This is a genomic window from Brevundimonas sp., assembly GCF_030656255.1.
In the GTDB taxonomy this organism is placed as follows: Bacteria; Pseudomonadota; Alphaproteobacteria; order Caulobacterales; family Caulobacteraceae; genus Brevundimonas.
In genome coordinates this window covers 39,475-52,325 of sequence record NZ_JAUSOE010000077.1, presented here as the reverse complement: position 1 = coordinate 52,325, position 12,851 = coordinate 39,475, and the positions used below count along the sequence as shown (strand labels likewise).

Annotated in this window: 12 protein-coding genes; 7 read left to right on the top strand and 5 right to left on the bottom strand. The window is 67.1% G+C overall.

The annotated features are described in order from the left end of the window. Positions 1 to 372 (bottom strand): hypothetical protein (locus Q7J26_RS08265; RefSeq protein ID WP_304935986.1); only part of this gene is annotated, 372 nt, incomplete at its 3' end. 185 nt (positions 373 to 557) lie between these two features. Between Q7J26_RS08265 and Q7J26_RS08260 the strand changes: the two genes are divergently transcribed. The 3 genes from Q7J26_RS08260 to Q7J26_RS08250 all read left to right on the top strand — a co-directional run bounded on the left by Q7J26_RS08260 (position 558) and on the right by Q7J26_RS08250 (position 6,165). Beyond that, a complete protein-coding gene (locus Q7J26_RS08260; protein ID WP_304935985.1) occupies positions 558 to 3,041 on the top strand; it encodes a TonB-dependent siderophore receptor in 2,484 nt (827 codons plus the stop codon). Between the two features lie 5 nt (positions 3,042 to 3,046). Beyond that, positions 3,047 to 4,147: a cytochrome-c peroxidase gene (locus tag Q7J26_RS08255; RefSeq protein WP_304935984.1), complete on the top strand. Its 1,101-nt coding sequence runs from the start codon at positions 3,047 to 3,049 to the stop codon at positions 4,145 to 4,147. A gap of 86 nt (positions 4,148 to 4,233) precedes the next feature. Continuing rightward, positions 4,234 to 6,165, top strand: coding sequence for a S9 family peptidase (locus Q7J26_RS08250; protein ID WP_304935983.1), 1,932 nt, complete (start codon positions 4,234 to 4,236; stop codon positions 6,163 to 6,165). Between the two features lie 33 nt (positions 6,166 to 6,198). On the opposite strand, the gene Q7J26_RS08245 is transcribed toward Q7J26_RS08250, so the two are convergent. Both Q7J26_RS08245 and Q7J26_RS08240 read right to left on the bottom strand, forming a co-directional pair. Further along, positions 6,199 to 6,549, bottom strand: a complete 351-nt coding sequence (locus Q7J26_RS08245; protein ID WP_304935982.1) for a VOC family protein — start codon at positions 6,547 to 6,549, stop codon at positions 6,199 to 6,201. Between the two features lie 56 nt (positions 6,550 to 6,605). After that, the gene (locus Q7J26_RS08240; protein ID WP_304935981.1) at positions 6,606 to 7,307 is read right to left on the bottom strand and encodes a YafY family protein; all 702 of its coding nucleotides are present in this window, start codon (positions 7,305 to 7,307) and stop codon (positions 6,606 to 6,608) included. A 146-nt stretch (positions 7,308 to 7,453) separates the two neighbouring features. On the opposite strand from Q7J26_RS08240, the gene Q7J26_RS08235 reads away from it, so the two are divergent. Then, on the top strand, positions 7,454 to 8,956 hold the full coding sequence (locus Q7J26_RS08235) for a phosphoesterase (protein ID WP_304935980.1): 1,503 nt from the start codon (positions 7,454 to 7,456) through the stop codon (positions 8,954 to 8,956). A gap of 316 nt (positions 8,957 to 9,272) precedes the next feature. Further along, positions 9,273 to 10,490, top strand: coding sequence for an RtcB family protein (locus tag Q7J26_RS08230; RefSeq protein WP_008262927.1), 1,218 nt, complete (start codon positions 9,273 to 9,275; stop codon positions 10,488 to 10,490). 49 nt (positions 10,491 to 10,539) lie between these two features. On the opposite strand, the gene Q7J26_RS08225 is transcribed toward Q7J26_RS08230, so the two are convergent. Together Q7J26_RS08225 and Q7J26_RS08220 are read right to left on the bottom strand one after the other, a co-directional pair. Then, a complete protein-coding gene (locus tag Q7J26_RS08225) occupies positions 10,540 to 10,935 on the bottom strand; it encodes a hypothetical protein (RefSeq protein WP_304935979.1) in 396 nt (131 codons plus the stop codon). A gap of 21 nt (positions 10,936 to 10,956) precedes the next feature. Further along, complete coding sequence (locus tag Q7J26_RS08220) at positions 10,957 to 11,448, bottom strand: helix-turn-helix domain-containing protein (protein WP_304935978.1); 492 nt, start codon at positions 11,446 to 11,448, stop codon at positions 10,957 to 10,959. 179 nt (positions 11,449 to 11,627) lie between these two features. Between Q7J26_RS08220 and Q7J26_RS08215 the strand changes: the two genes are divergently transcribed. Continuing rightward, positions 11,628 to 12,485 (top strand): thioesterase family protein, encoded by an 858-nt coding sequence (locus tag Q7J26_RS08215; RefSeq protein WP_304935977.1) that lies wholly within the window; start codon positions 11,628 to 11,630, stop codon positions 12,483 to 12,485. Positions 12,486 to 12,545: 60 nt separating this feature from the next. Beyond that, the gene (locus tag Q7J26_RS08210) at positions 12,546 to 12,821 is read left to right on the top strand and encodes a hypothetical protein (protein ID WP_304935976.1); all 276 of its coding nucleotides are present in this window, start codon (positions 12,546 to 12,548) and stop codon (positions 12,819 to 12,821) included. Positions 12,822 to 12,851: the final 30 nt, after the last annotated feature.

Here is a 12,851-nt window from a genome sequence, read left to right as displayed (position 1 = left end):
CGCCGCCGCGCCGCCCCCCGTCATACCCCGCCGCGATTCCCGCGCGCCGTCCGCGCCCGCCTCCCCCCTGCCCGTCCCTTCAGTCTGGATCGTCGCGAGCGGCGCCGAGGCGACAGACGCCAGGGCGATGGGCGTCGTCTCCAGCGCAGGGAACGGGGTCGGCGTCACCCGCGCCTCCGGTGGAGTCGGCGCGGTCTTGAGCGTCGGCTTCCGCGCTGTTTCGGCGGCGTCTTCAGCCTTGGCCGCCGTCGAATCCGTCGATCCGTTGACGCTGTCAAAGGCCGCACGCGGCGTCAGCGTCAGCTCGATCACCGGCGCCCCGCCCTGGTCCGGCGCAGGCGCGCGTGCGGCGTCTACGGTCAGTAGGGCCAATAGGCCCATCTGGACAACGGCGACGACCGCTCCGGTCCCCGCCTTGGCGAGTGGGGAAATAAACTCGAACGGCATGCGCGACCGAATAGAACCGGATTGTTGATAACGCAACTGAGAATCAGTTGCATATAACTAATGTTCAGCTTAATCCGCCCACCCTTCATTCAGGGTTTGGGGTCACCACCATGCGTATCGCACTCGTCTCTTCCGCCAGCGCGGCGGCGCTTCTGTTGGCCGGCGCCGCTCAAGCCCAAACCACGCCCCAAACCGACGAAGCCATTCCCACCGTGGTTGTCACTGACGAGTCCACGGCCTCCACCGCCTACAGTTTCGGCTCCGCCGTCGATTCCGGCACGACGATCTTCAGCGGCGAATCGGTCCAGGACCGCGCCCCCGGCTCGGGCGACGCCAACCAACTTCTGAAGCTGGCCCCAACCGTCCAGTTCAGCGCCGACGAAGGCATGGCTGACGACGAGAGCCTTCAGGACCTGCGGCCCTCGCGCATCTCGATCTCCGGGTCCAGCTATCTGGACAATCTCTTCGTCCTGGACGGCGTCGGCGTGAACTCGCGCCTCGACAGCTTCAACACCAACGCCCAGCACTATGACGAAGTCGCCGGCGCGGCTTCGGCCCAGTCCATCTGGGTCGATTCCAGCTTGGTCGGCGAGATCAAGCTGATCGATTCGAACGTTTCGGCGGAGTACGGCGGCTTCCTGGGCGGGGTGGTCGATATCAAGACCCGCGCCCCGGCCCATACCTATGGCGCGACGGCCTATTACGGCTTCACCCAGACGGACATGGCCAGCTACCGGATGACCGACGCCGTGCGCGCCGAGCTGAAAGGCGTCTATCCCGACAAGCCCGACTACGACAAGTCGCGCTACGGCTTCACCGTCGATCTGCCGGTGAATGATCGCCTGCGTCTGATCGGCGGCTACAACTACTCAGAGGCCACGGTCACCTACTATCGCGGCGACACCTACGGCGGCGGACCGTTCGGCCAAACCAGCAAGAGCGAGAACTTCCTGCTGAAGGGAGAGTACGACCTGGCGGCGGACCTGACGCTGGACGGCCAGATCACCTGGAGCCCCTACGAGAGCATGAACGCTTCGGGCAACGGGATAGACAACCAAATGTACCAGCACGGCGGCGGCCTGGCCTCCAACCTGCGCCTACGTGGCAAGCATGGGATCGCCGACTGGAGCGTCCAACTGACCTACGCCGACTCCGACAACGACCGCGACGCCCCCGCCATAAATCTCAGCCTTCCCTCGTCCGTCGCCAGCGTCGATTGGTGCACCAGCACCAACTGCACCATGGGCAGTTTCGGCGATCTGGAACAGTCGCAGCAGGACTACGGCCTTAAGACCACCTGGTCGCAGCCCCTGGCCGGCGGCAAGCTGACAGCAGGCTTCGACTTCACCCATACGACAGCGGAAAAGAACCGGCCTCAGGACAACTACGCCTATTCGCGCAGCACGGTCAGTTCGGCGATCAGATGCCTTTACCCGGAAGAAGCGGCGGCCCTCACCTGCGTACCCGGCTCCTACGTCCTGACGCAGTACTCGATCTACAAGGCCTACCAGACCGAGGCGGATCTGCAGACCTACAGCCTCTGGGGCAATTACGACTTCGACTGGCGCGGCTTCGATGTCCGGGCCGGTCTCCGCTACGATCACGAGACCTTCCTGGGCAACCACGACTTCTCGCCGCGCCTGTCCGTCGCCCACGACCTGCCCTGGTTCGGCATGACCGCGACGGTCGGTCTGAACCGCTACTACAGCCGCGGCTTCCTGGGTTACGCCCTTCGTGAGAACGCCCCGGACAACTACACCTATCGCCGCACCGCTTCAGGCGGCATTTACGGCGACTGGACCTTGTATTCCCACACGTCGTCGGCTCGATATTCGGACTCCGATCTGAAGACGCCCTACTCCGACGAGCTGACGGCGGCAGTGAGCGGGGCCCTGCTGGGCGGCGAATACCGGATCAAGGGCATACTGCGCGAAGGCAAGGATCAGTTCTCCCTGACCGAGACGACCGAGACCTATGTCAGCGAAACTTCGGGAACGCGCAGCCGCACCGTCTCGACGGTGGATAACGACGGCTCGTCCAGCTACCGCGGCCTATCAGTCGAATGGCTGCGCAATTTCGGCCGCCACACGATCTCGTTGAACAGCAACTTCTCCCACACCGAGACATCGGCGATGGAGTACTATGACGAGCTTGAGGATACGGCTGCCGAGCTGGTCTATTACAAGGGCGAAGTCGTCTCGATGTGGAAGGCGCTGGCCGACAACCAGCGCCCGGATTACGCATCCCCCGTCGTCATCAACGCCGACTGGGGATCGACCTGGCTGAACGGCCGGATCCGCACCAACGTCAACGCCCGCTTCAAGGACGAATTCAAGCAGGTCGAGGATACAGGTGAAAACATCACCGTCGATGGGTCGGCCTACGACGTCTACGGCGAGGTCCAGTACGACGCCTCCATCGACGCCAATCTGTCGCTTCAGGCCGAGATCGCCCGCAGCCAATTCGGCACGGCGACGCTGGACCTGCGGGTCAACAACCTGTTCGACACGATCCGGAACAACAACGCGACCGCGACGACCCAGCCCTATCAGCTGGGCCGGAACATCTGGGTCACGCTGAAGTACAAGTACTGAAGACGTTGAAACCGACCCGCGACATCGCCGCCATCGTCGTCGCCGTCCTAGCGCTCCATCTGGGCGTGGGGGCGGCGGTGTCGCGCGTCCAGACGCCGGCCAGCGACGCCGAGCTTCGCCTCGCTTACGCCGGCGGCCCGGACACATGGCCGCGACCGCTCCTGCAGGAGGGCGCGACCTTTGCGGAGTTCGCCCCCCTGCCACCCGCGCCCGAACCGGCCGACAATCCGACCACGCCGGAAAAGACCGCCCTGGGCCAGCGCCTGTTCGACGATCCGAAACTGTCCGCCTCGGGCCAGATCGCCTGCGCCTCCTGCCATGTACGGGAACTGGGTTTCGCTGACGGCCTCCGCACCTCCTTCGGTCATGACCGTCAGAGGGGCCGGCGCAACGCCCCTTCGGTCGTCACCGCCGCCTGGGCGACCAGCCTGTTCTGGGACGGCCGGGTCAGGACGCTGGAGGAACAGAGCCTGCACCCCATCGTCGACGCCAAGGAGATGGCCGCCGACCTGCCTGTGGTCACAGCCCGCATCGCGGCCGACCCATCCTACGCCGCCCCCTTCGCCCAGGCCTTCGGTTCGCCCGAGGTCACCACCGACCGGATCGCCAAGGCCCTGGCCACCTTCCAGCGCACTCTCGAGCCCCGCTCCAGCCCCTACGCCCGCTTGCTCGCCGGTCGCGCCGACGCCCTGAACGATCAACAGCGGCGCGGCCTGCACCTGTTCCGCACCAAGGCCGGCTGCGCCAACTGCCACTCCGGCCCTCTTCTCAGCGACCAGAAATTCCACAATCTGGGCCTCAGCTTCTATGGCCGCGCGCGCCAGGATCTGGGCCGTTACGACGTCACCCGCGACCCCGCCGACGTCGGTGCCTTCCGCACGCCGTCCCTGCTGAACATCAGCCGCACCGGCCCCTGGATGCACAACGGCCTGTTGCCGACGCTGGAGGGCGTGGTCGCCTTCTATGACGCCGGCGGCGCCCGCCCGCGCCCCGACCCAGATCAGAAGGACGACCCCCTCTTCCCTACGACCGATCCCCTGCTGCTCAAACGCGAACTGACGGCCCAGGAACGCGCCGACCTCGTCGCCTTCCTGGAAGCGCTTTAGGGCCGCCGGATTAAATCGGAGACAGGCTGCATCCGCCGTGATCTTCTGGCGCCTCTTACGGTCATCATCCCTGACGAGAGGTTCCGATGCGCACCGCCGCCTGCCTGGTTTCCGTACTGGCCCTCATGGCCGCCCTTCCCGCCTCGGCGCTCGCCGCCGAAGCTGCGGCCCAGCCCGCCGCCGTTCAGCCGGCCACGCCCACCTATACGGCGGCGCAATTCTTCGACACCACCAGCTATGGCCTGGCCTACAGTGGGGCCAAGGCATTTTCGCCCGACGGCCAATCGGTGCTGATCCGGTCGGACAAGACCGGGGTGTTCAACGCCTATGCCCTGCCGGTTGCGGGGGGCGATCCCGTCGCCCTGACGACCTCGACCACCAGCGCGGCCAATCCCGTCAGCTATTTCCCGAGCGACGCGCGCATCCTGTTCAGCCAGGACGGCGGCGGCGACGAGCTCAGCCATCTGTTCGTCCGCGCCGTCGATGGAACCGTCACCGACCTGACGCCGGGCGACAAGGTCAAGGCCGATTTCCTAGGCTGGAGCCGCGACGGCAAGACCTTCTATGTCATGTCCAACGGTCGCGACGCCGCCGCCTTCGACGTCATCGCCTATGACGCCGCCACCTATGAGCATCGGATGGTGTTCGAGAACACCGGCGGTTTCTCGCCCGCCGCCCTGTCGCCGGATGGCCGCTGGCTGGTGCTGGACAAGGCCCTGACCAGCGCGAACAACGACCTCTATCTGGCGGACCTGACCAAACCGGGCGAGCCGAAGCTGCTGACGCCGCATGAAGGCAATGTCGCCTACGCCGCCTATGATTTCACGCCGGATTCCAAGGCCGTCCTGATCGGCACGGATCAGAACGGCGAGTTCCAGCAGGCCTTCCGCCACGATCTGGCGACCGGCGCCGTGACGCCACTGATCCAGGCCGATTGGGACGTCAGCTTCGTCTTCTATTCGCCCAGCGGCCGCTATCGGGTCTCGGGCCTGAACGCCGACGCCAAGACCGAACTGACCCTGCTGGACACGACCGCGAGCCGGCCCGTCGCCCTGACCGGCCTGCCCGACGGCGACATCGGCAATGTGCGCTTCAGCGAAGACGAAAAGACGATCGCCTTCACCGTCTCGTCCGACACCTCGCCGGCTGACATCTTCGTCGCCGACCTGACGACCGGTCAGGCGCGCCGCCTGACCCACGCCCTGAACCCCGCCATCGACGAGGCCGTCCTGGTCGAGGCGACCATCGTCCGCTACCCCGGCGAAGGCGGTGTGATGATCCCGGCGGTCCTCTACAAGCCCCGGGGCGCCTCGGCCGCCCATCCGGCTCCGGCCATCGTCCTGGTCCACGGGGGCCCCGGCGGCCAGACCCGGCGCGGCTATTCGGCCATGGTCCAGCATCTGGTGAACCACGGCTATGCGGTCCTGGGCGCCAACAACCGGGGCAGCTCCGGCTATGGCAAGACCTTCTTCCACATGGACGACAAGAAACATGGCGAGGCCGATCTGCGCGACATCGTCGCCGGCGGCGAATGGCTGCGTCAGCAGGACTGGGTCGCCGACGACCAGGTGGCGGTGATGGGCGGCTCCTACGGCGGCTACATGACCGCCGCCGCCCTTGCCTTCCATCCGGACGCCTTCGCCGCCGGGGTCAACATCTTCGGCGTGACCAACTGGGTGCGCACCCTGGAGTCCATCCCCGCCTGGTGGGGCGCCAACCGCATCGCGCTGTATGACGAGATGGGCGACCCCGCGACCGACGCCGAGCGCCACCGCCGCATCTCGCCCCTGTTCCATACCGAGGGGATCACCAAGCCCCTGCTGGTCGTCCAGGGCGCCAACGACCCGCGCGTGCTTCAGGTCGAGAGCGACGAACTGGTCGCCGCCGTCCGCGCCAACGGCGTGCCGGTGGACTACGTCCTCTTCCCCAATGAGGGCCACGGCTTCACCCGCCGCGACAATCGCATCACCGCCCAGGACGCCTATCTGGTCTTCCTGGACAAGTACGTGCGCAAATGATCGCTGGGCGGCGCGTGTTCGACACGCGCCGCCTCACGCCGCTGCGAACACCCTCAACCGGTTGCCGTCCGGGTCGCGCGCCACGAAGCCGCGCCCGGCCTCCATCTCCGTCGGGGGTATCAGAATGCGCGCGCCCCGGTCCCAGCAGTCGATATGGGCCTGTTCGACGGCGGCAGGGTCGTCGAGCGGAAACTCCAGCTCGCGCCCCTCGCCCGCCTCAGCGCCGGCCCGCCGCATCAGGCCCAGCGCCCGGCCCGAGCTCAACATGAACAGGGCGCGGTCCGGCCCGGCCATCAAGGGACGGCGCCCCAGAAGGCCGGAATAGAAGCGGACGCTGGCCTCGGGATCGGCCACCGCCAGAAGAATGTCGTCGATGTCAGTCATGTTCGCCCTCCGCCTTCTACGAGAACAAACCTAGACCGGACTACTGCCAGTTCCTGTCAGCATGATCCCGCCTCACCCCGTTTTTCCTGCGCCTCGCGCCAGGTCTTCAGCAGGGCCTGACGGCGGGCGGGATAACGCGCCTCCGTCACCTCGGCCTCGACGATCCGGTCGGTGCGGAAACTGCGAAAATCCTGCCGCAGCTCGCACCAGGCCAGCAGCAGCCGCACCCGGTCGAAGAAGACCAGGGCGAAGGGCCAGACCACCCGTTCCGACGCCGCCCCCGCCTCGTCGCGATAACCCAGCCTTAACCGCCGCTCGGTGCGGATCGCCTTCCTCAGCAGGGCGGGATCGACCAGATCGGTCGGAAACGGGGCGCCGGGTACGACCAGCAGGGCCGAGGTCTCCATCTCGTCGCGCAGGTCCGGCGGCACCACCGCCGCGATCCGCGCCAGCGCGCCCAGAGCCGCCTCGCGCATCCGCGCGTCGGCCCGGTCGGCCACCCAGCGCGATCCCAGCACCAGGGCCTCCACCTCCTCCGGCGTGAACATCAGCGGCGGCAGCAGGAAGCCCGGCTTCAGCACATAGCCGACCCCCGGCTCCCCCTCGATCGTCGCCCCCTGGGCCTGCAGGCTGGCGATGTCGCGATACAGGGTTCGTAGACTGACCCCCGTCTCCTCGGCCAGCGCACGACCGCTGACCGGCCGGCGACGCCGCCGCAGGGCGTTCAGAAGATCGAGCAGGCGTTCGGACCGGGACACGCCGCGATCCTAGCAGACCTGCTGCCAGAAAGCGGCAGCATCCATCCCCCTCAACTATGTCCGGGGCGCCATCTGTCGCACCGGCTTTTCGTCAGTCTGTCATATGGAGCCGCTAGGCGGGGTCGAACCCTGCCGGAAACCGCCGCATGACCCTTCGCCCTCACGCCGCGATCCTGATCGCCCTGACCGTCGTCGCCGCGCCGGCCTTTGCGCATGAAGGGCACGATCACCACCATCCGGCCCGCCTCCAGCCGGTCGCGCCCGCCGCAGCCGGAGCCACGGACGAAGCGCGGACCTGGCTGGCCGGCGACCACCACGTCCACAGCCGCTACAGCGTCGGCTATACGCCAGACCCAACGGATCCCACGGCCCCGCCCACGGCCGTCATCGCCGGCGACGCCGTCTATCCGATCCCCCAGAACGCCCGCATGGCCCATCGTTTCGGCCTGTCCTGGATGGTCTCCACCGACCACGGCGGCCCGAACCATTCCAAGCTGAACGCCGAACAGGCCTATCCCGAACTGCTGATGGCCCGGCGCGAAATTCCGGACCTGCTGCTCTTCTACGGCATGGAGTTCGACACCCCCGGCGGCGACCATTCCAGCCTGATCCTGCCGCGCACCGAGGCCGAGCGCGACACCCTGCGTGACCTCGAAAGCCGCTTCGCCAAGCGCGAGGCCTGGCCGACCGACCCCGCCCGCGATCAGGAGCCGCGCATGGTCGAGGCCCTGCGGGTCATGGACGGGCTGAACGACCGGCCCGTGGTGATCGCCAACCACCCGTCGCGCTCGGCGACGGGCCTGGGCGAATACGGCCAGTACGACCCGGCCGAGCTGCGCGACTGGAACGACACCGCCCCGCGCGTGGCGGTCGGCATGGAGGGCGCGCCGGGCCACCAGGCCGCAACCCTGAACCCCGACGGCTCGATCAAGCCCGACGGCGTGCGCGGCATCTATGGCCGCGCCCCCACCATGGGCGGGTTCGACCAGATGACGGCGCGGTTGGGCGGATTCTGGGACTCCATGCTGGGCGAGGGCCGTCGCTGGTGGATCACCTCGACCTCGGACTCGCACCGCCACTATAGCGAAGGCGGCGCCGACTTCTGGCCCGGCGAATATTCCAAGACCTATGTCCTGGCGCGCCGCGACCACGCCGATGTGCTGGACGGCCTGCGCGAGGGCCGCATCTTCGTCGCCACCGGCGACCTGATCTCCCAACTGGACGTGACGGCGCAATCCGGCGGCCGTTCGGCGGACATCGGCGGCGAACTGAAGGCCCCGGCGAACCAGCCCGTCGTGGTCACCATCCGCCTGCGCGACCCCGCCGGCCCCAACGCCTCGGGCAAGGACAGCGCCGTCACCCGCTTGGACCTGATCGTCGGCGACGTCACCGGCCCCCGCCCCGACCGCGACGCCGACCACAACCCCTCCACTCGGGTCGAGCGCCGCTTCACCGCCGCCGACTGGACCCGCGACGGCGATATCATCACCGTCCGCCACACCCTCCCCGCCTCGACCACGCCCCGCTATATCCGCGTCCGCGGAACCAACGGCGCCGAACTGGAGCCCACGCCCGACCCCGCCGGCGAAGACCCCTGGAGCGACCTGTGGTTCTACGCCAACCCGGTGTTCATCACGCCGCAGGGGTGAGAGAGAACAGGCCTCTTGTGACCACTCCTCGCGCCCGGCGGGTTGTGCAGACGAACTTCGGAGTGTAAACGCGCCCTCCGAAGACGAGAGACCCATGTTCACCCACTACGTCACCATGAATGCGCCCAAGGGCTTGGACCGACTGCCGGTCCAGGGCGAATGCGCATGCGTGAGGGGTAGGTAGGGAACGACCGGTCATCGACTTCGGTTTTCCAGCAACCCCTCCCGCCACCGGCCGGAGGGGTTTCTTGTATCCGCAAGCGACGTCTCTCCGTCCGGTCCGGGAGGATCACAGACAGAGAAGGAGACGTCGGCCATGTCAGGCTATGACGTGATCGAAGGCTCGGGCGCGCCGATCAAGGCGTGGACCCGGGGGGTGCCCATCGAGGATGCGGCGCTGAAACAGCTGAAGAACGTTGCCTCGCTGCCGTTCATCCACAAACACGTCGCGGTCATGCCCGACGTGCACTGGGGCATGGGCGCGACGGTCGGGTCGGTTATCCCGACCGTGGGGGCCATCATCCCGGCTGCCGTGGGTGTGGACATCGGCTGCGGCATGATGGCGGTGCGGACCTCGATCCGCGCCGAACACCTGCCCGACGACCTGTCGGCGATCCGCTCCGCCATCGAGGCGGCCGTTCCGCACGGCCGCACAGACAATGGCGGGCGCAACGACAAGGGCGCCTGGGCAGCCGAACCGCCGGCTTCGGCCGTCACCCGCTGGGCCGATTTAAAGGCGGGCTATGACGCGGTGGTCGAGAAACACCCCAAGGCGGCGCACCCGCGTGGCTTCGGCCATCTGGGCACCCTGGGCACGGGCAACCACTTCATCGAGCTGTGCCTCGACGAGGCGGGCGACGTGTGGGTGATGCTGCACTCCGGCTCGCGCGGCGTGGGCAACCGGTTCGGGACCTATTTCATCGAACGGGCCAAGCACGAGATGCGCCGCTGGCACATCAACCTGCCCGACCAGGACCTGGCCTATTTCCCGGAAGGGACGGACGGCTTCGTCGATTATGTGCGGGCGGTGTCATGGGCGCAGAAGTACGCGCGCGCCAACCGCGAGGTGATGATGGACAGCGTGCTCGGGGTGCTGAAGGCCTTCTGGCCGGATCTGGAGACGACGCAGGAGGCGGTGAACTGCCACCACAACTACGTCTCGAAGGAGAAGCATTTCGGCAAGGACGTCTTCCTGACCCGCAAGGGGGCTGTGTCGGCCAAGGACGGCGAACTGGGCATCATCCCCGGCTCGATGGGGGCGAAGTCCTTCATCGTGCGCGGCAAGGGCAATGCGGACTCGTTCTGCACCTGCTCGCACGGCGCAGGTCGGGCCATGAGCCGGACCGAAGCCAAGCGCCGCTTCACGATCGAGGATCACGTCCGCGCCACCGAGGGCGTGGAATGCCGCAAGGACGCCGAGGTGATCGACGAAACCCCGATGGCCTATAAGGACATCGACGCGGTCATCGCGGCCCAGACCGACCTGATCGAGGTCGTGCACACCCTGCGTCAGGTGGTGTGCGTCAAGGGATGACGGGAGCCGGTTCCGCCGCAGGGTGGGGCCGGCTTTCGTCGTTCTGAGCCTAGCGAGGCCAGCGACGCAAAGGCTCGCCCTTACTCAAGGCCACACTCTCCGCATCGCCCCTTTGAGCGTCGATCACATGCTCTGGCCCGAAGGGCAGTTCCACCCCGCGCCACAGCCGGTCGTTCTCGGCGATGCTCTCAGGTTCGTTGTCGAGAAGACCGAGGTATCGCCCTTCCACTCTCTCTGAAACGACGACCCACATCCGCTCCACGGTCTCTTGATCGCCCTCTTCGCCAGTTGTCCCAATGCTGAACAACAGCTTGGCGAAGTCACCGACAACCAAGGCGGTCCGTATCCGCTCATCCGGAATTTCAAAGCTGCCCGGAAACTCCAGATGACGTTCTTGAGCATCCAACAGCTGCCACCCGTCATCTTCGATTGTCGGCGCTCGCATTTCGTCCCCCTGCCTCAATCCCTAAGCCGCCTCGTCCTTCGGCATCACGTCCCCCACCGTCGGCCGGTTCTCCGCACGAGTCAGCAGGATGTCCCTCGGCTTGACGATTTCGTTGCAGCAGCCGCAGGCGATGCGCGGCGTCAGGGTCTGGCCGCAGGTCGAGTGAACCATTTCGATGCCGCAGTCAGTCTCGCCATAGACGTGTTTGACGCCCCAGCCGTGCAGGGTCACCAGCACCCCGTACAGATCCGTGCCCTTGGCGGTCAGCACATATTCATTGCGCGGCGGACGTTCGGAATAGGGGCGCGGCTCCAGCACCCCGTGCTGAACCAGGCTTTTCAGCCGTGCGGCTAGGACGTTGCGCGCCACGCCCAGATTGTCCTGCCACTGTTCGAATCGGCGCACCCCGTTGAAGGCGTCGCGGATGACCAGCAGGGTCCACGGATCGCCGATCACCTCCAGCGTGGCGGCGATGGAGCAGCTTTGGCGGCTGTAGTCTGCGGTGCGTCCCATGCGACAAAAGTGACCTCGCGTCAGCCGCTTGGCAAGAGGGTTGCCAAACCGAACCCGCTAAGTCAGTCTTGTTTGGCAACGGACTGACGAACCTCCCGGTTCGCCGACCTTGTTCCCGACTGGCGGAAGGCTGTCTTTTAGCCTTCCGCCTCTTCTTCGCCTGACGCAGGATCGCGCCCATGGCCCATATGACGACTCCGATCTCCCTCGACGCCGCCCTGGCCTTCGACACCCTGGCCGACGGCGGCCTGTCAGCGCCCGTTCCCGGTCATTTCTCCAACGGCCCCTCGGGCCTGGCGCCGGAGAAAGGCTTCCCCTTCGGCGGCCTGCTGGCGGCCCTGTGCGCCCAGTCGATGCGTCAGGGCCTGTCCCTGACCGCGCCGCTGCGCACCCTGTCGGTCCAGTATCTGTCGGCGGCCAAGTTCGGTGATCAGGTCGCCTTTCGTCCGCGCCTGCTGCGCGGCGGCCGCAATGTGATCTATGCGGCGGTCGAGGCCGAGCAGGACGGCCGCATGACCCACCACGCCACCGGCACCTATGGCCTGGACGGCGACACGCCTTCCCTGACCCCGCTTCATCTGCCGCCGCCCCCGCTGGACAGCCTGAACCCCGCCGCCACCATCCAGGGGCCGATGTCGCCCCACTTCGCCCAGCACGTCGAATACCGTTTCGACGGCGGCCCCAACATCCTGGGCGGCAATACGGACAAGCCGGTGATCGAACGCACCTGGATGCGGATGGCCGACCGTCGGCCGCTGGACGAGGTCGGGCTCTGCTATCTGCTGGACGCCCTCTACCCCCCGGCCTGGACGGCTTCGTCCACCCCGGCGCCCATGACCACCGTCGATCTGCGTATCGACATCCTGATCGACCCGACGCCGCAGACCGCCCCCGACGGCTGGGCCTTTTTCGAGTTCAGGATGCTGGACCTCGGCCTGGGCTGGACGGTGGACGAGGCGATCGCCTGGGGCGCCGACGGAACCCCGCTGGCCCTGTCACGCCAGCGCCGCAAACTGCTGCCCCAGCGCCCAGGCTGAACCGTCAGCCTCCATTCACCATTAAGGGCCTAGTCTGGCGCTCCTAAGGGGAGAATCCGAATGATCGACCGTCGCATCCTGCGCGCCACCGGCCTGGCCATGGCTCTGGGCTCAGCCCTCATGCTCCAGGGCTGCGTCGTCGGCGCCGTCGTCGGCGGAACCGCCGCCGTGGTGGGCGGCACGGCCAAGGCTACCGGCGCGGTCGTCGGCGCCGGCTTTGACGCCGTCACCACCTCCGACGAGGAAACCCGCGCCCGCCGCGAACGCGAACAGCGCGACTATGAGCGCGAACAACGCCGCTGCGAACAGCGCCAGCGTCAGGGCAAGACCTGCTGATCGACTGATCCCACAGTCTCTCGTCTTCCG